The organism is Geodermatophilus sp. SYSU D00815 (assembly GCF_054050035.1).
The window spans coordinates 59,420-79,920 of the sequence record NZ_JBJGYO010000015.1 but is presented as its reverse complement, the minus strand read 5'-3'; the positions used below and the strand labels follow the sequence as shown (position 1 = coordinate 79,920).

23 protein-coding genes are annotated in these 20,501 nt (G+C 75.8%); 5 read left to right on the top strand and 18 right to left on the bottom strand.

Annotated elements, in window-relative coordinates; all coding sequences use genetic code 11:
* Positions 1 to 28: 28 nt before the first annotated feature.
* From ACI78S_RS16755 to ACI78S_RS16730, 6 genes are all read right to left on the bottom strand, one after another.
* The gene (locus tag ACI78S_RS16755) at positions 29 to 1,225 is read right to left on the bottom strand and encodes a vWA domain-containing protein (protein WP_456975327.1); all 1,197 of its coding nucleotides are present in this window, start codon (positions 1,223 to 1,225) and stop codon (positions 29 to 31) included.
* A complete protein-coding gene (locus ACI78S_RS16750; RefSeq protein ID WP_456975325.1) occupies positions 1,218 to 2,132 on the bottom strand; it encodes an AAA family ATPase in 915 nt (304 codons plus the stop codon). Before ACI78S_RS16750 ends, ACI78S_RS16755 begins: the two co-directional genes overlap by 8 nt.
* The gene (locus ACI78S_RS16745) at positions 2,125 to 2,994 is read right to left on the bottom strand and encodes an XdhC family protein (protein WP_456975323.1); all 870 of its coding nucleotides are present in this window, start codon (positions 2,992 to 2,994) and stop codon (positions 2,125 to 2,127) included. The genes ACI78S_RS16750 and ACI78S_RS16745 overlap by 8 nt, the downstream gene beginning before the upstream one ends.
* Positions 2,995 to 3,088: 94 nt before the next feature.
* The gene (locus ACI78S_RS16740) at positions 3,089 to 5,503 is read right to left on the bottom strand and encodes an aerobic carbon-monoxide dehydrogenase large subunit (RefSeq protein WP_456975321.1); all 2,415 of its coding nucleotides are present in this window, start codon (positions 5,501 to 5,503) and stop codon (positions 3,089 to 3,091) included.
* On the bottom strand, positions 5,500 to 5,991 hold the full coding sequence (locus ACI78S_RS16735; protein ID WP_456975319.1) for a (2Fe-2S)-binding protein: 492 nt from the start codon (positions 5,989 to 5,991) through the stop codon (positions 5,500 to 5,502). Before ACI78S_RS16735 ends, ACI78S_RS16740 begins: the two co-directional genes overlap by 4 nt.
* A gap of 15 nt (positions 5,992 to 6,006) precedes the next feature.
* Positions 6,007 to 6,885 carry an FAD binding domain-containing protein gene (locus tag ACI78S_RS16730; protein ID WP_456975317.1) on the bottom strand — a complete coding sequence of 293 codons (879 nt, stop codon included), beginning with the start codon at positions 6,883 to 6,885 and terminating at the stop codon, positions 6,007 to 6,009.
* A gap of 115 nt (positions 6,886 to 7,000) precedes the next feature.
* Here ACI78S_RS16730 and ACI78S_RS16725 point away from each other — a divergent pair, with 115 nt between their 5' ends.
* Both ACI78S_RS16725 and ACI78S_RS16720 read left to right on the top strand, forming a co-directional pair.
* Complete coding sequence (locus ACI78S_RS16725; protein ID WP_456975315.1) at positions 7,001 to 7,927, top strand: LysR family transcriptional regulator; 927 nt, start codon at positions 7,001 to 7,003, stop codon at positions 7,925 to 7,927.
* Between the two features lie 131 nt (positions 7,928 to 8,058).
* On the top strand, positions 8,059 to 8,508 hold the full coding sequence (locus ACI78S_RS16720) for a DUF1643 domain-containing protein (RefSeq protein ID WP_456975313.1): 450 nt from the start codon (positions 8,059 to 8,061) through the stop codon (positions 8,506 to 8,508).
* A 2-nt stretch (positions 8,509 to 8,510) separates the two neighbouring features.
* On the opposite strand, the gene ACI78S_RS16715 is transcribed toward ACI78S_RS16720, so the two are convergent.
* The 11 genes from ACI78S_RS16715 to ACI78S_RS16665 form a co-directional block, all read right to left on the bottom strand.
* A complete protein-coding gene (locus ACI78S_RS16715; RefSeq protein ID WP_456975311.1) occupies positions 8,511 to 8,819 on the bottom strand; it encodes a hypothetical protein in 309 nt (102 codons plus the stop codon).
* Positions 8,820 to 8,887: 68 nt separating this feature from the next.
* Positions 8,888 to 9,844 (bottom strand): hypothetical protein, encoded by a 957-nt coding sequence (locus tag ACI78S_RS16710; RefSeq protein WP_456975309.1) that lies wholly within the window; start codon positions 9,842 to 9,844, stop codon positions 8,888 to 8,890.
* A 339-nt stretch (positions 9,845 to 10,183) separates the two neighbouring features.
* Positions 10,184 to 11,155, bottom strand: a complete 972-nt coding sequence (locus tag ACI78S_RS16705) for an aldo/keto reductase (protein WP_456975307.1) — start codon at positions 11,153 to 11,155, stop codon at positions 10,184 to 10,186.
* 70 nt (positions 11,156 to 11,225) lie between these two features.
* Positions 11,226 to 12,263: an L-glyceraldehyde 3-phosphate reductase gene (mgrA, locus tag ACI78S_RS16700; protein ID WP_456975305.1), complete on the bottom strand. Its 1,038-nt coding sequence runs from the start codon at positions 12,261 to 12,263 to the stop codon at positions 11,226 to 11,228.
* Positions 12,264 to 12,342: 79 nt separating this feature from the next.
* A complete protein-coding gene (locus ACI78S_RS16695; RefSeq protein ID WP_456975303.1) occupies positions 12,343 to 12,639 on the bottom strand; it encodes a DUF1905 domain-containing protein in 297 nt (98 codons plus the stop codon).
* Positions 12,640 to 12,683: 44 nt separating this feature from the next.
* The gene (locus tag ACI78S_RS16690) at positions 12,684 to 13,061 is read right to left on the bottom strand and encodes a hypothetical protein (RefSeq protein ID WP_456975301.1); all 378 of its coding nucleotides are present in this window, start codon (positions 13,059 to 13,061) and stop codon (positions 12,684 to 12,686) included.
* 54 nt (positions 13,062 to 13,115) lie between these two features.
* Positions 13,116 to 13,490 carry a formylglycine-generating enzyme family protein gene (locus tag ACI78S_RS16685; RefSeq protein ID WP_456975299.1) on the bottom strand — a complete coding sequence of 125 codons (375 nt, stop codon included), beginning with the start codon at positions 13,488 to 13,490 and terminating at the stop codon, positions 13,116 to 13,118.
* Between the two features lie 27 nt (positions 13,491 to 13,517).
* Positions 13,518 to 13,772, bottom strand: a complete 255-nt coding sequence (locus ACI78S_RS16680) for a hypothetical protein (protein WP_456975297.1) — start codon at positions 13,770 to 13,772, stop codon at positions 13,518 to 13,520.
* Positions 13,773 to 13,796: 24 nt separating this feature from the next.
* Positions 13,797 to 15,317 carry an MFS transporter gene (locus ACI78S_RS16675; protein ID WP_456975295.1) on the bottom strand — a complete coding sequence of 507 codons (1,521 nt, stop codon included), beginning with the start codon at positions 15,315 to 15,317 and terminating at the stop codon, positions 13,797 to 13,799.
* An 83-nt stretch (positions 15,318 to 15,400) separates the two neighbouring features.
* A complete protein-coding gene (locus ACI78S_RS16670; protein WP_456975293.1) occupies positions 15,401 to 16,369 on the bottom strand; it encodes an NADPH:quinone oxidoreductase family protein in 969 nt (322 codons plus the stop codon).
* Positions 16,370 to 16,381: 12 nt separating this feature from the next.
* Positions 16,382 to 17,491 (bottom strand): DUF3616 domain-containing protein, encoded by a 1,110-nt coding sequence (locus tag ACI78S_RS16665; RefSeq protein ID WP_456975291.1) that lies wholly within the window; start codon positions 17,489 to 17,491, stop codon positions 16,382 to 16,384.
* Between the two features lie 55 nt (positions 17,492 to 17,546).
* Here ACI78S_RS16665 and ACI78S_RS16660 point away from each other — a divergent pair, with 55 nt between their 5' ends.
* From ACI78S_RS16660 to ACI78S_RS16650, 3 genes are read left to right on the top strand one after another with little or no spacing between them, the layout of a single operon-like run.
* Positions 17,547 to 18,341 (top strand): SDR family NAD(P)-dependent oxidoreductase, encoded by a 795-nt coding sequence (locus ACI78S_RS16660; protein ID WP_456975289.1) that lies wholly within the window; start codon positions 17,547 to 17,549, stop codon positions 18,339 to 18,341.
* 42 nt (positions 18,342 to 18,383) lie between these two features.
* Positions 18,384 to 18,773, top strand: coding sequence for a hypothetical protein (locus tag ACI78S_RS16655; protein ID WP_456975287.1), 390 nt, complete (start codon positions 18,384 to 18,386; stop codon positions 18,771 to 18,773).
* 43 nt (positions 18,774 to 18,816) lie between these two features.
* Positions 18,817 to 19,686 carry a DUF1206 domain-containing protein gene (locus ACI78S_RS16650; protein WP_456975285.1) on the top strand — a complete coding sequence of 290 codons (870 nt, stop codon included), beginning with the start codon at positions 18,817 to 18,819 and terminating at the stop codon, positions 19,684 to 19,686.
* Positions 19,687 to 19,691: 5 nt separating this feature from the next.
* Here the strand turns inward: ACI78S_RS16650 and ACI78S_RS16645 are convergent, their stop codons facing one another.
* Entirely contained in the window at positions 19,692 to 20,366 is a 675-nt protein-coding gene (locus tag ACI78S_RS16645) for an NAD(P)-dependent oxidoreductase (protein WP_456975283.1), read from the bottom strand.
* Between the last annotated feature and the right edge of the window lie 135 nt (positions 20,367 to 20,501).

The following is a 20,501-nucleotide window of genomic DNA, read 5'->3' as shown; positions in this document are numbered from 1 at the left end:
ACCGCTCGGCGCAGCTCTGTCACACCGGTCACACCTCTGCCACCGCGGCCGCCACCTCCTCCAGCGCGGCGAGGCTGTGCCCGCTGACGAACGCGTCGACGTAGGGCAGCGCCGCGGCCATCCCGCCCACCAGCGGGGCGTAGCCCGCGGCCGCCCGGCGCGGGTTCACCCAGACCACGCGGTGCGCCAGCCGGCGCAGCCTGGCCATCGCCGCGGCGACGTCGTCCGGCTCGTCGAGGGCCCACCCGTCGGACAGGACGACGACCACGGCACCGCGGGCCACCCCGCGGCGGCCGTGGTCGACGACGAACCGGCCCAGCGCCTCGGCCAGCCGGGTGCCGCCGGCCCAGTCCGACGACGCCGCCCCGGCGCGGGCCAGGGCGGTGTCGGGGTCGCGCACCGCCAGCTGGCGGGTGAGGCGGGTGAGCCGGGTGGAGAACGCGAACGCCTCGGCCCCCGCTCCGGCCACCGCGCCCTGCAGCAGCGAGAGGTAGACGCGGGTGTAGGGCTGCATCGACCCGGAGACGTCGCAGAGCAGCACCAGCCGGCGCGGCCGGGTGCGGCGGCGGTCGGCGACCAGGCGCGCCGGGTCCCCGCCGGTGCGCTGCGCGGCGCGCACGGTGCGGCGCAGGTCCAGCCGGTCCCCGCGCCGCCGGGTGGAGCGGGTGCGGCGGCTGCGCCGGTGCGGGGTGGCGAGCACCAGGCGGCCCACCACCCGGCGCACCTCCAGCAGCTCCTCGGCGGTCAGCTCGGCGAACGAGGTGTGCCGCAGCCGTTCCTCCCGCGAGGCCGCGGCGAGCAGCACCTCGCGCTCGGCGTCGCCGGCCTCCCCCTCGCTGCCGGGCAGCGACAGGTCGGCCTCCCCCGATCCCGTCCCCGGCGGGCGCTCCGACGACGGCTCGTGCGGCACCGGCCGGGTCCGCGGCTCCGACCCGATCGCCGGTGGCGCGGTGGGGTCCCCCCGGCCGTCCGCCGGGTCGAGCGGGTGGGCGGGGGTGGAGGCATCGAAGACGGCGGAGAAGACGGCGTCGAAGGTGGGCAGCTGGGCGCGGTCGGTGACCAGCGCGATCCGGCAGGTCCAGTAGAGGGCGTCGCGGTCGGTGGGCGGCACCAGCCGCAGCGCCCGGGCCAGGCCCACGGAGCGCTCCGGCGGCGCGGGCAGGCCGGCCCGGTGCAGCGCCGTCGTCAGCCCGACCGCCAGCGGGCCCGGGGCGACCTCAGGCACCGGCCAGCCACGCCGCGCCGCGGGCCTGCGCCAGCTCCAGGTCCTCGCGGTTCTTCAGCACCGAGCCCCAGGTGGCCTCGACCGACGCCGGGTCGAGCCGGTCCACGCCGAGCAGGCCGAGGGCCGCCACCCAGTCGATCGCCTCGGCGATCCCCGGCGGCTTGGCCACGTCCAGCCCGCGCAGCCGGGTGACGGCGGCCGCGGCCTCGAGGGCGAGCGGCTCGTCGCTGCCCGGGACGCGCCGCCGGACGATCTCGGCGACCCGCTCGGGCGACGGGTAGTCGATCCAGTGGTAGAGGCAGCGGCGGGTCAGGGCGTCGTGCAGGTCGCGGGTCCGGTTGGAGGTGAGGACGACGACCGGCGGGTGGCCGGCCCGCACCGTGCCGAGCTCCGGCACGGTCACCGCCGCCTCGGCGAGCACCTCGAACGTGAACGCCTCGAACTCCGCGTCGGCCCGGTCGATCTCGTCGAGCAGCAGCACCGCCGGGCGGGGGCCGGGGTGGGCGATGGCCTGCAGCAGCGGCCGGCGCAGCAGGTACCGCTCGCCGAAGAGGTCCTCCTCGGCGAGCTCGGCGTGCCGCGCCTCGGCCAGCCGGATGCCGAGCAGCTGGCGCGGGTGGTCCCACTCGTAGAGCGCCTCGGCGGCGTCGATGCCCTCGTAGCACTGCAGCCGGAACAGCGGGGTGTCGAGCACCCGGGCCAGCGCCTTGGCCGCCTCCGTCTTGCCGACCCCGGGCTCGCCCTCCAGCAGCAGCGGCTGCGGCAGGCGGACGGCGAGGAACAGCGCCGTCGCCAGGCCGGCGTCGGCGAGGTAGTCGACGCCGTCCAGGGCGGCGGCGAGCGCGGCGACGTCCGGCATCCGCTCCAGGACCTCGGCCTCCGCGCCCGCGCGGGCCGACTCAGGCATAGGCGGCCGGGTCGGCGAGGAAGGCGCGGCGGCAGCCCTCGCCGCAGAACCACGTCCGGACGCCGTCGACGTCGGCGTGCAGCGAGGACCCCACCGCGGCCACGGTCATGCCGCACACCGGGTCCACGGCGGAGGCCGGTGCGGCGACGGGTTCGGGCGACGCCGGCCGCGACCGCCGGGTCGCGACGATCTCGGCCAGCACCGACAGCGCGATCTCCGCCGCCGTCCGGGCGCCGATGTCCAGGCCGGCCGGCGTGCGCACCCGCTGCCGGAGCTCGTCGGGGACGTCGAGCGAGGCCAGCACCGCGGCCCCCCGGCGCCGGCTGGCGACCAGCCCGACGTAGGGCACCCCCGCCCGCAGCGCGGCCGCCAGCGCCGGCTCCTCCCCCGTCCCGTGCGAGGCCACCACGACGGCCTCGGCGTCCTCGGGCGTGACGTCGTCCCCCCGCTCGACGGCGAGGCCGAGCGGGCGGCCCAGCTCGGCCAGCGCATCCGCGATGGGCGAGCCGCCCACCACGACGACGCGCGGCGCCGGCACCCGCGGCTCGAGGAAGATCTCCACCGAGCCGCCGGACAGGCACGGGTTGGCGACGGTGACCGCCCCCTCCTCGTCCGGCGCCGTCCCGACGCCGTCCGGCACAATCCGCAGCAGCAGCGGCTCGCCGCCGGAGAGCACCTTCAGCCCGTACTCGCGCACCGACGCCTCGGCGCACTGCCCGCCGACGAAGCCGTCGATCACCCCGTCGGCGCGCACCAGCGCGGTGTCGCCGGCGTGCGCGCTGGTGGGCCGCGAGGCGCGGACCACCGTCGCCTGCACGAACGGCACCCGCGCCCGCGCGAGGGCGTCAGCGGTCTCGAGCACCGAGGACACGATGGCTCCTCCGATCCGCGCGGTCGGCCCCGCTGCAGGGGTCCGCCGCGAGCCTGCGAGTGGTGGGGGGCAGCGGGGTCCTGGCTCAGATCGGCGGGGTCGGCCGGCCCTGCATCGCGGCCCACACCCGGGCCGGCGTGCACGGCATGTCGACGTGGACGACGCCGAACGGCGCGAGGGCGTCGACGACGGCGTTGACCACCGCCGGCGGCGACCCGACGGTGGCCGACTCCCCGATGCCCTTCGCGCCGATCGGGTGGTGCGGCGAGGGGGTGACCGTGTAGCCGGTCTCCCAGTCCGGCACCTCCATGGCGGTGGGGATCAGGTAGTCCATGAACGACCCGCCGAGGCAGTTGCCCTGCTCGTCGAAGCCGATGAACTCCATGAGCGCCATGCCCACGCCGTCGGCCAGCCCGCCGTGGATCTGCCCCTCGACGATCATCGGGTTGATCCGGGTGCCGCAGTCGTCGACGGCGACGAACCGCCGCACGTGCACCTTGCCGGTGCCCGGGTCGACGTCGACCACGCAGATGTAGGCGCCGAACGGGAAGGTCAGGTTCGGCGGGTCGTAGGTGACCTCGGCATCGAGGTTGCCGTCGATCCCCTCCGGCAGCTCCACGGTGCCGTGCGCGCCGAGCGCGATCTCGGCGATCGTCTTCGCCGCCGTCGGGTCGCCCGCCACGGAGAAGCGTCCCTTCTCCCACTCGAGGTCCTCGGGGCGGGTCTCGAGCATCGCCGCGGCGATCGCCCGTGCCTTGTCCCGCACCTTGCGCGCGGCCAGGGCCACCGCTCCCCCGCTCACCGGCGTCGAGCGGCTGCCGTACGTGCCCAGGCCGAACGGCGTCTGGTCGGTGTCGCCGTGCACGACCTCGATGTCCTCGGGCGGGATGCCCAGCTCCTCGGCGACGATCTGCGCGAACGTCGTCTCGTGGCCCTGGCCCTGGGTCTGCACCGACAGCCGGACGACGGCCTTGCCGGTGGGGTGCACCCGCACCTCGGCGCCGTCGGCCATGCCCAGCCCGACGATGTCCATGTGCTTGCGCGGGCCGGCGCCGACGGTCTCGGTGAAGAACGAGACGCCGATGCCCATGAGCTCGCCGCGGGCCCGCTTCTCGGCCTGCTCGCGGCGCAGCTCGTCGTAGCCGATCTGCTCCATCGCCATGCGCAGCGCCGGCTCGTAGTCGCCGGAGTCGTACTCCCAGCCGGTCTTGTTCTTGTACGGGAACTGCTCGGGGCGGATGAAGTTCTTCAGCCGGAGCTCGGCCGGGTCCATCTCCAACTGCTGGGCGAGGACGTCGACCATCCGCTCGACCAGGTACACCGCCTCGGTCACCCGGAACGAGCAGGCGTAGGCCACCCCGCCCGGGGCCTTGTTGGTGTAGACGCCGGTGACCGAGCAGTGCGCGGCCTCCAAGTCGTAGCTGCCGGTGAAGATGGAGAAGAACCCGGCCGGGTACTTGGTCGGCTGGGCGGTCGCGTTGAACGCGCCGTGGTCGGCCAGCACCTTGGTGCGGACGGCGAGGATCTTGCCCTCGCGGGTCGCCGCCACCTCGCCCTGCATGATGTAGTCGCGGGCGAACGAGGTGCTCATCAGGTTCTCCGAGCGGTCCTCCACCCACTTCACCGGCTTGCCGGTGACGATCGAGCCCACGACGGCGCAGACGTAGCCCGGGTAGATGCCCACCTTGTTGCCGAAGCCGCCGCCGATGTCGGGGGCCACGACGCGGATCTTGTGCTCCGGGATGCCGGCGACCATCGCGTAGAGGGTGCGGTGGGCGTGCGGCGCCTGGGTGGTCTCGTAGAGGGTCAGCTTGCCGTCGACCGGGTCGTAGTCGGCGACCGCGCCGCAGGTCTCCATCGGGGCGGGGTGCACCCGCGGGTAGACGACCTCCTGGCTGACGACGACGTCGGCGCGGGCGAACACGGCGGCCGTGGCCGCGGCGTCGCCGGCCTCCCAGTCGAAGATGTGGTTGTCGGTGCGCCCCTCGAGGTCGTCGCGGATCACCGGGGCGCCGGGGTCGAGCGCGCGGCGGGCGTCGACGACCGGCGGCAGGTCCTCGTACTCGACGTCGATGAGCTCGAGCGCGTCGCGGGCGGAGTAGCGGTCCTCGGCGACGACGAAGGCGACCTCCTGCCCCTGGAAGCGCACCTTGTCGGTGGCCAGGATCGCCATCACGTCGGCCGACAGGGTGGGCGCCCAGGCGAGGTTGAGCGCCTCGAGGTCCTTGCCCGTGATCACCGCGTGCACCTTGGGGTGCGCCAGCGCCTCGGTGGTGTCGATGGAGACGATCCGGGCGTGCGCCAGCGGGGAGCGCAGGATCGCCCCGTGCAGCATTCCCGGCAGCACGAGGTCGTCGACGTAGCGGCCCTTGCCGCGCACGAACCGCGGGTCCTCCTTGCGCTGCACGCGGCCGAAGCCGATCGGCCGGTCGGCCGAGGTCATCGCGGGGTTGGGCTCGCGCTCCTGCGGCATGGTGGAGCGCTCGACGACGGTGGTCATGCCCGCACCTCCTGGTCGGTCGGGGTCGCGGCCGGGTGGGCGGCGGCCCACTGCACCGAGCGGACGATGGTGGCGTAGCCGGTGCACCGGCAGATCTGACCGGAGATGGCCTCGCGGATCTCGCCCTCGTCGGGGTCGGGGTTGCGGTCGAGCAGCGCGCGGGCGGTCAGCATCATCCCGGGCGTGCAGAACCCGCACTGCAGCCCGTGCTCCTCCATGAAGCCCTGCTGCACCGGGTCGAGGGTGCCGTTCTGCGCCATCCCCTCGACGGTGCGGATCTCGTGCCCCTCGGTCATCGCCGCGAGCACGGTGCAGGACTTCACCGGTTCGCCGTCCATGAGGACGACGCAGGTGCCGCAGTTGCTCGTGTCGCAGCCCCAGTGGGTGCCGGTCAGGCCGAGGGTGTCGCGCAGGTAGTGCACGAGCAGCAGCCGCGGCTCGACGTCCTTCGTGATCTCGGTGCCGTTGACGTTCGTGGTGATCTGCACGGGAGGCCTTCCTGCTCAGGCGGGGGTGAGCGCGCCGGCGCGCGCGACGGCGCGGCGCAGCACGCGGCGGGTGAGCTCGTCGGCGAGGTGCCGCTTGTAGTCGACCGGGCCGCGCTGGTCCTCGACCGGCGAGCTGGCCTCGGCGGCGAGGCGGCCGGCCTCGTCGAACAGCTCCTCGGACGGCTGCTGCTCGCAGAGGGCCTCGAGGACGCCGGGCACGCAGCCCTCGACGCCGAGCGCGGTGAGACCGACGGTGACGTCGCAGATCCGGCCGTCGTCCTCGAGGACGACGGCGGCGCCGGCGGCGGCGACCGCCCAGTCGCCCACGCGACGCTCGACCTTCTCGTAGGCGCTGCCCTGGCGGGCGCGGATCGGGAAGCGGACCTCGGTGATCAGCTCGTGCTGCTCGCAGGCGGTCTCGTACGGGCCGCGGTGCAGGTCGGCGATGCCGACGACCCGCTGCCCGGTCTTCCCGGTGATGACGATCTCGGCGTCGAGGACGTCGCACACCGTGGTGAGGTCCTCGGCGGGGTCGGCCTGGCCGAGGGACCCGCCGATGGTGCCGCGGTTGCGGACGACGGGGTCGGCGATCACGCGCTCGGCGTCGTGCACGATCGGGAACAGCCGGCCGACCAGCGGCGAGGCCAGCAGCGTCGCGTGCCGGGTCAGCGCCCCGATGCGCAGGTGGTCGGCGTCCTCGGTGACGAAGTCGAGCTCGGCGAGGCCGTTGATGTCGATGACCCAGTCCGGCCGCGCGAGCCGCAGCTTCATCATCGGCAGCAGGCTGTGGCCGCCGGCGATGACGCGGGCCTCCGGGCCGTGCCGCTCGAGCAGGTCGAGCGCCTCGGCGACGCTGCCGGCCCGGGCGTAGTCGAACGGAGCAGGTGTCTGCACGGGCGCACCCCCTGACCGCGGGCCCCCACGCCGGAGCCCTGGTGGCGGCGAACCTTGTCCGCCCCCGGGGCGGGTGTCAACATCCCGATAAGCAACCCCTTAAGAGGGCGGGACAGTGACGTTCACCCAGCTCAGGACGTTCGCGCTCGTGGCCGAGCTCGGGTCCCTCCGCGCGGCGGCGGCCGCCCTGGGCGTGAGCGAGCCGGCCGTCTCCGCGGCGCTCGCCGCGCTGCGCAACGACCTCGGCGACGCGCTGTTCGTGCGCACGGGCACCGGCATCGCGCTCACCCCGGGCGGCCGGGCGCTGGCCGGGCGGGCGCGCGAGCTGGTGCGGCTGGCCGACCGGACCCGCCGCGACGTGGCCGAGGCGACGTCGGAGGGCCGGCTGCGGGTGCACGCGACGCACGCCTGCGGCGAGCACGCCGCCGAGCCGGTGGTGGCGGCCTTCACCCGCCGGTTCTCCGGGCACGGGGTGCAGATCCGCACCGGCGCGGCCGAGGGGGCGGCGCACGCGCTGGCCGAGGACGCCGCCGACATCGCCCTCGGCGGCCGGCCGGTGCCGCTGCCGGGGCAGCTGCTGGAGAGCGTGCCGTTCCTGCGCTGGTCGCGGGTCCTGGTGGCCGCACCGGCCCTGCCGCTGCCGCGGCGGGGACCGGTGCCGCCGTCGGCGCTGGCCGGCGCCCGGTGGCTGGCGGGGCCGGCGGGCGTGGAGGGCGACCTCGGGGCCGGGCTGCTCGTCGAGCGGCTCGACAGCGAGACCGAGGCGCTGGCCGCCGCCCGCGCCGGCGACGGGGTCTTCCTCGCCCTCGCCCACCTGGTCGCGGAGGACCTGCGCCGCGGCACGCTGGTCCGGGTGCCGCTCGAGCCCACCCCGGTGACCGGCATGTGGTGGGCGACGATCGCCACGGCCTCGGCGACCGGGCCGGCCCGCGCGCTGCAGCGCTTCCTCACCACCCCCGACGCGACCACCGCGCTGCTCGCCCGCCCGCCGCGCAGCACCCGCCGAGCGGCCCCGACGGTGCGCGTCGAGCTCTGGAGTTAGGGGACCCGCGCCGCGGGCACCGGCGACAGGGATGGACGAACTTCGCGGAGCTGGCGGCCCGGCACGGGCTCGAGGACCGGACGGGCACGTCTCCGGACGGACTGCCGGAGCGGTACCTGTACTCGCCGGACATGGCCTACCGGTACGCCTTCGGCCGCTGGTGGGGCGCACCGGACCCGCGCACGACCGACGTGTGGGTCCTGCTCAACCCGGCGACCGGGGACACCGAGCGGCGTCGCCGGCCCACGCTGGAGCGGTGCATCGCCGGGAGCCGGGCGGCCGGCCGGAGCGGGTTGCTCGTCGTGAACCTGTTCGCGCACCGGCACACCGACCCGAAGGCGCTGCGCCGGGCGGCCGAGCCGGTGGGTCCCGCGAACGACGACGTCCTGCGGCGCTTCACCGCGTCTGTCGCCGGGACGATCGCGGCCTGGGGCGCCGGCGGCTCGCTGCACGGGCGGTCACGGGCCGTCGCACCCCTGCTGGACCGGCCGCTGTGCCTCGGCACGACACGGCTCGGGGAGCCGCGGCACCCCCTCTACGTCCCGGCGGACGCGCTGCTGGTCCCCTGGACGGCGCCGTAGCGTCAGGCCCCGTCGATCGGGCGGGCGCCGCGGACCGACTGCGCGGCGCCGGAGCTGACGCCCTCGGTCCCGGCGGGCGCCGTCCCCTCCTCCGCGCCGGAGCCGTGCACGACCTGGCCCTGGGTCATCTCGGGGTCGTCGCGCACCTGCTCGACCGGCGCCTCGCCGGACTTGTCGAACTGCCCGCGGTCGTGCACCTGCTCGACCCGGCTGCCGGCCTCGGCCACCTCGATCGCCTCGGCGATGTCGGCGCCGCTGCGGGAGTCGTCGGGCGCGGTGTCGGCGATCGGGTCGTCCTGGGGAGCGCTCATGCTGGTCTCCGCACGTCGTCGGGCCGGATGGCCGCCGAGTGTGGCCCCGGCACCCCGCGGCGGCAAGGTCAGCGCTGCTGCAGCTCGGCCAGCCGGGCGAGCGCCCGGTCGCGGGCGGCCGCCGCCTCGCCGGCGCGTCGGCCGGCGGACTGCGCGCGCCGCTGGGCGCGGGACAGCTGCGCGTTGACCGAGTTGACCTCCTCGCGGGTGCGGGCCAGCTCGTCCATCAGCTCCTCGACCCGCGCCTCGAGGTGCTCGTGCCGGCCGGCCAGCTCGTCGGCCCGCGCCTGCTCGCGCTCGGCCGCGGCGGCGGCGTCCTCCGCGAGCTCGGCCGCCTCGTCGGCGGCCTCCTGCGCCTCCGCGAGCTCCCGCCGGCGGCGTTCCTCGGCCTCGCGCCGGGCCTGCTCCTCGGCCTGCCGCCGCTTCTCCTCGGCGGCGCGGCGCCGCTCCTGCGCCGTCGTCCGTGCCTCGGTCCGCTTCCCGGTCGCCTTCCGCGGCGCGGGACCGGCCTCCCGCTCCGGTGGCCGGACGACGCGCAGGTCTGGCCGCTGCCCGGTGCCGAGCCCGCTGTAGGACAGCGGCGAGGTCAGCCGCCCGGAGAGCACCGCCTCGCCCGCGTCCGGGTCGGCCATCGCCGCCCGCAGCGTGTCCTCCACCTGCCCGGCCACGCCGCTGCTGATGGGGTGGCCGAGCCGGCGGGCCAGCCCCATCCCCTGCCGGCTCAGCGCGGCGAGCAGCTGGTTGCGCTGCACCGACAGGGCACGCAGCTGGTCGCCGGCGAGGTTCTCCTGCGCCTCGCGCAGCAACCCGCCGAGCTCGACCAGCGACTCGATCTCGTCGCGGTGGTGGCGGACCAGCACGTTCGTCGCCCACGCGGCCAGCGACGGCTTGGGCAGCTGGGAGATCGACTTGGCGAGCACCCGGTCGCCGCCGGCGCGGGCCTCCTCCTCGCGGGCGCGCCGGGTCGCGGTGAACTCCTCCGGCGGGATGCCGTAGAGCTCGTCGGCGACCTCGTCGAAGTCCACGTCCCGACCCTGGCATGCCGGGGCGCGTCCGCGGGACCCCGCATCCCCCGGAGGAGTACCGAGGGTCTGCCGACGACGCCGTCCTGAGCTGCGGGAACGGTCGTACCCGCTCCGTGGGTTCGGGGCGTGCCGCGGATCTCCGGTTCCTCGACCTTCGAGGGCGTGCTGATCGACCGGTCGATCCACCCGCCGGCCACGCCTGCGCGCGTGCCGGCAGCGTGGCTGGACCCGCACCGGGTCGCGGCCCGGCTCCAGCGGATCCAGCGCAACCGGGCGATGGGCGCCGCCGAGGAGTGTCGGCCCGCCGCGAGGTCGACGAGCCGACACGTGCCTGCGCGATCAGCGTCCCAGCGGCGTCATGTCGGCGTAGCGGTCGCCGACCGGCGGCTGGATCGCGCTCAGCCGGCCGAGCTGCTCGTCGGTCAGCCGCAGGTCGTCGGCGGCGGCGTTCTCCTCCAGCCGCGCGACGCGCTTGGTGCCGGGGATCGGGACGACGTCGTCGCCCTGGGCGAGCAGCCAGGCCAGCGCCACCTGCCCCGGGGTCGCGTCGGCCTCGCGGGCGACGGCCTCCACCTCCTCGACGATGCGCAGGTTCCGCTGCAGCGCCTCCCCGGCGAACCGGGGGTTGCTCGCCCGGAAGTCGGAGCCGTCCAGGTCCGCCGCCGAGCGGATCTGCCCGGTGAGGAACCCGCGGCCCAGCGGCGAGTAGGCGACGAACCCGATCCCGAGCTCGCGGACCAGCGGCAGGATCTCCGTTTCGGGGTCGCGGGTCCACAGCGAGTACTCCGTCTGGAGCGCGGTGACCGGGTGGACCGCGTGCGCGCGGCGGATCGTCTCCGCCCCCGCCTCCGACAGCCCGATGGCGCGGACCTTGCCCTGCTCGACCAGCTCGGCGAGCGCCCCCACGGTGTCCTCGATCGGCACGTCGGGGTCCACGCGGTGCTGGTAGCAGAGGTCGATGACGTCGGTCCGCAGCCGCCGCAACGACCCCTCGACCGCGGTGCGGACGTTCGCCGGGCTGCTGTCGTACCGCCGCTCCCCGCCCGCCGCGTGCGAGATGTTGCCGAACTTGGTGGCGAGCACGACCTCGTCGCGGCGGCCGGCGATCGCCCGGCCGACGAGCTCCTCGTTGGTGTACGGGCCGTAGATCTCGGCGGTGTCGAGGAACGTCACGCCGAGGTCGAGGGCGCGGTGGATGGTGCGGGTCGACCCGGCGTCGTCCGTGCCGGCGCCGGTGTAGAACGCCGACATCCCCATGCACCCCAGACCGAGCCGGGAGACGTCGAGCGAGCCGAGGGAGACGTGCCGCATGTGCGAGCCCTTCGAGGTGTCAGGAGCAGGGACACCTCAACCGTAGGCGCCTCCGCTTCGGCCCGCCGCCCTACAGCGTCTTCTCCCGGGCCCCCTGCCACAGGTCGATCCCCGCGTCGACGGCGTGCCGGTCGATCTCCGCCAGCTCGTCGGCGCCGAAGTCGAGGCGCTGCAGCGCGCCGACGTTGGTCTCCAGCTGCCGGACGCTGCTGGCGCCGATGAGCACGGTGGTCACGCGCTCGTCCCGCAGCGCCCAGGCCAGCGCCATCTGGGCCAGCGACTGCCCGCGTCCGGACGCGATGTCGTTGAGCGCCCGCACCCGGTCCAGCGACTCCTCGGAGAGCAGGTCGGCGGAGAGCGACTTGTCCTGGCTGGCGCGCGAGCCCTCCGGGATGCCGTTCAGGTAGCGGTCGGTGAGCATGCCCTGCGCCAGCGGCGAGAACGCGATGCAGCCGACCCCCTTGTCGGCCAGGACGTCGAGCAGGCCCTCGGTCTCGATCCAGCGGTTGAGCATCGAGTACGAGGGCTGGTGGATGAGCAGCGGCGTGCCGAGGTCGGCGAGGATGTCCGCGGCCCGGGCGGTGTCCTCGGGCGAGTAGGACGAGATCCCGGCGTAGAGCGCCTTGCCGGAGCGGACGGCGGTGTCGAGCGCGCCCATCGTCTCCTCGAGCGGCGTCGTCGGGTCCGGCCGGTGCGAGTAGAAGATGTCGACGTAGTCCAGGCCCATGCGCCGCAGCGACTGGTCGAGGCTGGCCAGCACGTACTTGCGCGAGCCGCCGCCCTGACCGTACGGCCCCGGCCACATGTCCCAGCCGGCCTTGGTGGAGATGATCAGCTCGTCGCGGTAGGCGGCGAAGTCCTCGCGCAGGTGCCGGCCGAAGTTGCTCTCGGCGCTGCCGTAGGGCGGCCCGTAGTTGTTGGCCAGGTCGAAGTGGGTGATGCCCAGGTCGAAGGCCCGCCGCAGGATCGACCGCTGCCGGTCGAGGGGGACGTCGTCGCCGAAGTTGTGCCACAGGCCCAGGCTGATCGCCGGCAGGTCGAGGCCGCTGCGGCCGCAACGGCGGTAGGTCATCGAGTCGTAGCGGTCCTGCGCCGCGGTGTAGCCCATGCCTCCATCCTCGTCGGCGGCCTCCGGCGCGGTCAGGCCGGGTCCCGGCGCGGGCGCGGCGCCAGGGAGGCCGGCACCGTCAGCCGAACCGCTCCCGCAGGTGCACCGTCACCTGCTCACCGGCCGCGCTCTTGCCGATCGCCGCGCAGAGCGCCTTGCGCAGCGGCAGCCAGTGCGGTCCCTCCCCCGACGGCATCAGCGTGGCGGTGAACGGCTGCCCGTCGAGCAGGCCGCCGACCTTGACCGGCCGCCGCGTGCCGAGCAGCTCGGCGGAGCCGGTGAGCTCGAGGTAGGTGGGGAAGGCGCCGTCGGTGCGGATCCGCTCGGTGAAGGTGGCGTCCAGGGGCTCGGGTCCCAGGGGCTGCGGTGTCGTCACGCGGGGTTCGACCGGCACGACGGCCGCGACTCATCGGCGGCGGCTCATCGGCCCAGCGCGTCCAGCCTCTCCTGCCGGGCCGTGCGCAGCAACGGCGCCAGCCGCGGGTCGGCGAGGGTGTCCGCCGTCCGCACGGTCAGCTTGCGGAACGACTTCCCGGTGCCCTCGAGCAACCCCTCGTCCGGCAGCCGCGCGCCGTGGTTGAACCCGAGGTTGAGGTGCCGGTCGAAGGCAGCGATGTAGGCGTAGTGCTCGGACATCTTCTTGGGGCCGACGCCGTACCCGACGGTGCGCTGGTGCGGCCAGACGACCCGGACGACGCCGGGGTCCACCTCGTGCACGAGCGCGTCGACCGCCCGCACCAGGTCGGCCACCTCGGGGGTGAGGCGGGGCAGGAGCTCGTCGAGGTCGGCGCCGGCCACGGCGTCCTTCCTACCGCCCCCGGCGGGTCCGGGAGCCGGTCGCGCCCCGATCGGTCACCCCGAGCGGGCCAGGCGGAACCCCAGGTCGTCGATGCGGAAGGTCGGGTGGCTCCTGCGCCGGCAGGAGGCGCGCAGGCTGCGCGGCAGGTCGTGCCACCCGCCGCCGCGGAAGCCGCGGTACGGCCCGTAGACCACGGGGTCGTAGAGGTCCCAGCACCACTCCCAGACGTCGCCGATCGTGTCGTGCAGGCCCCAGGCGTTGGGCGCCCGCGTCCCCACGTCGTGGGCCGCGCCGCCGGCGTTGCCGCGGTGCCAGGCGATGTCGTCGAGCTCCCCGTGGCGCACGTCGCCGGAGCCGGCGCGGCACGCGTGCTCCCACTCCGCCTCGGTGGGCAGCCGGAAGCCGTCGGCGTCGCGGTCCCACACCACGTCGAGCCCGTCGACGTCGTCGCCGGGCTAGTAGGCCGGTGCCAGGCCGTGGTGCTGCGACAGCAGGTTGCAGAAGCGCACGGCGTCGAGCCAGGAGACCTCCGTGACCGGGGCGCGCGGGGCGGGCGCCGGCCCCTTCCCCAGCACCCGCGCGTGGAGCTCCCGCGTGACCGGGTGCGCCGCCAGCCGGAAGGGCGCGACCTCGACCGGCCGGCCGGTCCGGGTGCCCTCGTCGCGCAGGACGATCGTGCCGGCGGGGACGTCGACCATGACCGGTTCCACCGGGCCAGCTTCCCGGTGCGGCCGTCAGCCGGTGCGGGTGGGGGCGAGCTGCGGGCCGGTGACCCCGCAGTGCGGGCACTCCTCGACCCGCAGGCGCGCCGGTTCCCCGGGCCCGGGTTCGGGGGCTGCCGCCAGCGGCCGGCGGACGAGCAGGGCCGCGAGCACGCCCCCGGCGACGAGCAGGACGACGAGGACGAGCATGGCCGTCCGGAACCCGTCGTCGAAGGCCGCCGGGTCGGCGTAGTCGTCGCCGCCGATGCCGGCCGCCACCGGGACGACGGCGACGGCGAGCAGGCTCGCGGCGCGCGCGACGGCGTTGTTCACCCCCGAGGCGACGCCGGCGAACCGGTCCTCGGCCGAGGCGAGCACGGTCGCGGTCAGCGGCGCCACCAGCAGGGTCAGGCCGGCGCCGAAGGCGATCGTGGCGGGCAGCACGTCGGTGACGTACGAGGCGTCCGGGCCGATGCGCAGCATCAGCAGCACGCCCGCCGCGGCCACGAGCGGGCCGGCGGTCAGCAACGGCCGCGGGCCGACGCGCTGGGCCAGCGCGCCGACCCGCGCCGAGAACAGCAGCATGAGCACGGTGACCGGCAGCAGCGCCGTGCCGGCCAGCAGCGGGCTGAAGCCGGAGACGACCTGCAGCTGCAGCACCAGGAGGACGAACACGACCCCCAGCGCCGCGTAGACCAGCAGCGTGACCACGTTCGCCGCGGTGAACTGGCGGTCGCGGAAGAGCGCCGGGGGCACGAGCGGGTGCGGCGAGCGGAGCTCCACCCGCACGAAGAGGGCGAGCGCGAGCAGCCCGACGACGGCGGTCGCCCCCACGACCGGACCGGCTCCCTGCTCGCCGGCCGCGGTGAGCGCGTACGTCAGGGCGCCCAGGCCGACCACCACGAGGGCGGTGCCCGCGAGGTCCAGCCGCGGCGCCGCGGCCGGGTCCCGGGTCTCGGGCACGTGCCGGACCGCGACCAGCACGATGACGACGGCCAGCGGCAGGTTGAGCAGGAACACCGCGCGCCAGTTCCAGTCCACCAGCCACCCGCCGAGGAACGGTCCCACCGCGCCGGCGACGCCGCCCAGGCCCGACCACGCCCCCACCGCCGCCGCGCGGTCGCCCTCGGCGAACGTGGCGGAGATGATCGCCAGGCTGCCCGGGGTGAGCAGGGCTCCCCCGACGCCCTGCAGCGCCCGGGCGGCGACGAGCGTCTCGATGTTCGGCGCGAGACCGCACAGCAGCGAGGCGACGGCGAACCAGCAGACGCCCACGACGAAGACCCGCCGCCGGCCGTACCGGTCGCTGAGCGAGCCCCCGAGCAGGATCAGCGCCGCCAGGGTGAGGGTGTAGGCGTTCACCGTCCACTGCAGGCCCGCGAAGCCGGTCCCCAGGTCCGCGCCGATCCGCTCCAGGGCCACGTTGACCACCGTGGCGTCGAGCATGGCCAGGCTGGACCCGAGCACCGTGGTGAGCAGCACCCAGCGCGCCTGCGCCGTTCCCATGCGCAGGCCCGGCCGGCCGACCGCGGGACGGGATGCCTCTGCGTCCATGTCGCCGTCCCCTCGCGCCGCCCCGTCCGCCGGTCAGGATCGACCCCCGGCGGGGTCGCCGTCCAGCGGCGACCGCCCGCGGGTCAGCCGCGGACCCGGAGCAGCACCTTCCCGGTGGCGCGGCGCTCCTCGAGCTCGGCGATCGCCGCCGCGGCGTCGGCGAGGTCGTGGGTGGAGCCCAGCACCGGGTCGAGGGCGCCCTTCTCCAGCAGCGGCAGCAGCTCCCGCCACTGCTCGGCGACGTACCCGGGCTCCCCGGACCAGAAGGCGCCCCAGCCGACGCCGAGCACGGAGATGTTGTTCAGCAGCAGCCGGTTGACCCGCACCGTGGGGATCTCGCCGCCGGTGAAGCCGAGCACCAGCAGCCGGCCCTCGCGGGCGAGGCTGCGCAGCGAGTCGGTGAAGCGGTCGCCGCCCACCGGGTCGACGACGACGTCGACGCCGCGGCCTCCGGTGAGCTCCTTGACCCGGTCGCGGAAGCCGTCGGCGAGGACGACGTCGTCGGCGCCGGCCGTGCGCGCCACCTCCCCCTTGTCCTCGGTCGAGACCACCGCGAGGACGCGCGCCCCGTACGCCTTGGCGAGCTGGATGGCCGCCGTGCCCAGCCCGCCGGCGGCGCCGTGCACGAGCACGCTCTCCCCGCTGCGCACGCCTCCCCGCCGGGTCAGCGCGAAGTGCATGGTCAGGTAGTTCATGGGCAGCGCCGCGCCCTGCTCGAACGACGTCGAGTCCGGCAGCGGGAAGACGAACCGCGGGTCGGCGGCGACCACCTCGGCGAACCCGCCGAAGCCGGGGAAGGCGGCCACCCGCTGGCCGGGGGCGAACCCGCTGCCCTCGGGCGCCCGCCGGACGGTGCCGGCGACCTCGCTGCCCGGGACGAACGGCAGCTCCGGCTTGAGCTGGTACGCGCCGCGGCTGAGCAGCACCTCGGGGAAGGTGACCCCGGCGACGTGCACGTCGACCAGGACCCTGTCCTCGTCGGCGGGCTCGGGGACCTCGGCGAGCTGCGCCGCTCGCGGGCCGTCGAGGGTGGCGATCTGGACAGCGCGCACGGGACCTCCTGATCAGGACGGGCGGACGCCGCCGAGCATGTCACCCGGCAACCGGACGACGTCGGCGAGGACGCTGCCGTCGGCGCCGAGCCGCTCCGGCGACGGGCTGTCGTACACGACGAGCAGGCGCGGCCGCTCCGGCGGGCCGACGAGCCCGATCCCCTCGGCGTGGTCGCACTCCTCGCCGTAGCCGAGCACGAGGTCGCGGGTGAGCTGGTCGCCGCGGACCACCTGCGGGGTCTCCGCCCGCAGCGCGTCGTGCCAGCGGAAGACGTGCACCGGCCCGTCGAGGTCCATCGTGGGCCCGGCCAGCACGAGCAGGTCGTCGCCGTGCGGGCACAGGTCGCGGACGCCGAGCCCCTGCAGGCGCAGCACGTGCTTGCGGTAGGGGCGGCCGTCGTCGAACGGCGTCAGCAGCAGCCGGTCGGGGGCGTCGGGGTCGACCTCGGGGCGCAGCTCCAGCACCACCGCCCAGCCGCGCAGCACCGGGCCGCGCAGGCCGAGGTACACCCGCGGGCCCGCCACCGCGATGCCCTCGACGTCGAGCCCGTTGTCCTTGCCCGGCAGCGGCAGGAAGGGGCCGAGGTGCTCGTCGTCGGCGAGCAGGTCCCGCAGGTCGGGGCCGTGCGCCCCGAACGAGGCGGCACGGGAGCGGACGCCGTCGCGCTCGAGCTCGCGCACGACGGTCGGCAGGCCGCCGTCCATGCGGACCGGCAGCCGGACCAGGACCTGGCGGTTGGGCTGGCCGGAGACCTTCGCCAGCCGGCGCAGCGCCTTCTCGCCCTCGTGCCGGGCCTTGATCTGCTTGCGGCGCAGGCTGTGCGACCCGACCGCCCACAGGAAGTCACCGGCGCGGGCCAGGCCCTCGAGGTCGGCCTCCCCCTCCTCGTCCTCGCCGCCGCCGGGCAGCGGCACGAGGTCGGCGAGGCGGAAGCTGGTCTGCTGCCCGTAGACGTGCGGGTCGTCGGGGTCGTCGGCCACCAGCCGCTCGACGGTCGCGGTCTCGTCGCCCGCGACCCACAGCACGGGGCCGTCGCTGCGGACGGCGGAGAGGTTGGTGTGCGTGCCGGCCGTGCGCGCCGACTCCTCGAACAGCAGGCGGACGGTCCGTTCCACGGTCACGCCGCCCACCCTTCCACGGCGGAACAGCAGGTCCGCCGCGCGCCTTGCTCGCAGCATGCAGATCGACCTCAGCGGCCGCCGCGCCGTCGTCACCGGCTCCTCCCAGGGCATCGGCCTGGCCATCGCCACCGGGCTGGCGCGCGCCGGCGCCGCCGTCGTCCTCACCGGGCGGGACGCCGCGGCGCTCGACGCGGCCGCCGGGCCGATCCGGGAGCAGGGCGTCGCCGGCGGGGTGACCACCGTGGCCGGGGACCTGACCACCGACGAGGGGACGGCGCAGCTGCTCGCGGCCGTTCCCGACGCCGACGTGCTGGTCAACAACCTGGGCGTCTTCGGCGCCCGCCCGGCCCTCGAGATCTCCGACGACGAGTGGCGGCGGTACTTCGAGACGAACGTGCTCACCGCCGTCCGGCTGACCCGGGCGTACCTGCCGGGGATGCGGGAGCGCGGCTGGGGCCGGGTGCAGTACATCGCCAGCGACTCGGCGGTGGCGATCCCGGCCGAGATGATCCACTACGGCATGACGAAGACGGCGCTGCTCGCCGTCTCCCGCGGGTTCGCCAAGGAGGCGGCCGGCTCGGGGGTCACGGTCAACTCGGTGATCGCCGGCCCGACGCACACCGGCGGGGTCGAGGAATTCGTCCGCTCCCTGGTCGGTGAGGAGCTGCCGTGGGACGAGGCGCAGCGGGAGTTCATGCTGCGGCACCGGCCGCAGTCGCTGCTGCAGCGGCTGATCGAGCCGGAGGAGATCGCGAACATGTGCGTCTACCTCGCCTCGCCGCTGGCGTCGGCGACCACGGGCGGTGCACTGCGCGTCGACGGCGGGTACGTGGACGCGATCGTGCCGTGAGAACGGGCCCGCGTTCCCAGGAGCCGGCGCTACGGTGCGCGCATGACCACCGCGGTCCGCACCCACCGCTCGCTGACGGCCTCGCTGCTCGTGGGAGCGGGGGTCGTCGCCGCCGTCGGCCTGGTCGGCTGGCTGCTGCTGCTGTTCGTCAAGGGCACCGTCGTGCTGGTCAGCTGGGCGCTGGGCATCGCGCTCGTGGTGCTGCCGCTGCTGCTGGCGCGGCGCATCCTCGGTGGGCACACCGGGGCCGAGCGGCGGCAGCGGCTGTGGACCATCGGGCAGGCCGTGGCGCTCGGCGTGGCCCTGTGCGCGATCGCCTACTTCGTCGGCGACCACGGCTGGCTGCTGGTGGCGGTGCCGGCGGCGGTGGTCGCGGTGCTGCGCGTGGTCCGCGCCGTGCAGGCCCGGCGCGAGCGGCGCGCCGTCCGCTGAGCCCGCCTGGCGGCTCCGCCCCGGCTCCACCACCATCGGCGCGGTGACCTCCGCCGCCCGCTCCCTGCTCGGCCGGGTGCACCGGATCGTCGAGCGCGCCCGGCAGGTCACCGACCACCCGGTGCTGGAGGCGGTGGCCCGCGTGGGGCTGGTCGCCTACGGGGCGGTGCACCTGCTGATCGGCTGGCTCGCCCTGCGGCTGGCGTTCGGCAGCACCCGCGCCGACGCCGACCAGACCGGGGCGCTGCAGACGGTCGCCTCCTCCCCCGGCGGGCTGGTGCTGCTGTGGGGGATCGGGCTGGGCATGGTCGCGCTGGCGCTGTGGCAGGCCGGCGAGGTGCTGCTGTGGTGGCGCGGCCTGCTCGACCGCGCCCTCCGGGGGCGGACGGCGTTCGTCTGCGCCAAGTGCCTGGCCAAGGCCGGGGTCTACGCCGTCCTGGGGGTCACCGCGCTGCTGTTCGCCGTCGGGGTGGAGTACGAGGCCGACGAGCGGCTGCGCGAGCTCACCGACGAGACGCTGGACGTGCCCGGCGGCGCGGCGGTCGTCCTCGCCGTCGCCGTCCTCGTGGTCGCCGTGGGCCTCTACACCTTCGTGCGGGGGCTCACCGGTGGCTTCATGAAGGACATCGACCTGCCGGCGGCGCCGGACCCGCTGGAGCCGTGGATCGAGACGATCGGCCGGGTCGGGTACGTCGCCAAGGGCATCGCCTTCGGCCTGGTCGGTGTGCTGCTGTGGCAGGCCGCGACCTCGGCCGACGTCTCGACCGCCACCGGCCTCGACGGCGCGATGACCGTGATCGCCGGGGTCCGCGGCGGGCCGTGGCTGCTCTCCGGGGTGGCGGCCGGGTTCGCCGCGTTCGGCGTGTACGCGCTCGCCCGGGCCCGCTACCCCGACCGCGACCCGTCGTCCTGACGCTCTCAGGCGGGGACGGGCGCCGGCGCTCCGGAGACCGCCACCGTGCGACCGACCAGCCCGGCGTCGGCCACGGCGTCGGCCAGCACGCCGCCGACCGCCCGCCGCGACACGCGCATGCCCTCGACGGCCAGGGGGGCGGCGTCGGCGTCGGTCGACCGGGTCGCCTCCTGCTCGTCGTCGGTCAGGTTGACCGGCTGCACCAGGGTCCAGTCGAGCCCGCTGTCCCGGACCACGCGCTCCTGCCGCTCGGTGTCGGCGATCTGCGGGCGCAGCAGCAGGGCGAACACCAGCCGGCTCGAGAACGGCAGCCGGTCGCGGGTCGGCCCCACGCCGTAGGACGACAGCACGACCAGGCGGCGGACGCCGTGCGCCCGCATCGCGGCCACGATCCGCTCGGTACCGCGTGACCGGACGTCCATCGGCGTCCCCGCGCTGCCGCGCAGCCGGACCCGCAGCGGGCTCTCGGCGATGCCGAGCGCGACCACGACGGCGTCCTGCCCCCGCACCGCGCGGTCGACGTCCGCGGCGACGGTGGCGTCGCCGATCGCCGTCCCGACGCCGGGCGGGAAGCCCGCCGGCCTCCGCGCGAAGGCGGTCACCTCGTGACCGCGCGCGACCAGGGCCTCCACGGCCGCCCGGCCCGATCCTCCAGTGGCTCCCACGACCAGCACTCGCATCGTCCGCTCCTCCCTCGGTGGTGCCGGCCCCGCCGGCCGGCCTGCATCCAGCCTGCGGACGTCCGGAGCGGGGGAACAGGCTCACGCGTCCTGGTTTCCGCGCCGTTCGTCCAGCGACGCTGGACGACCGGCGCG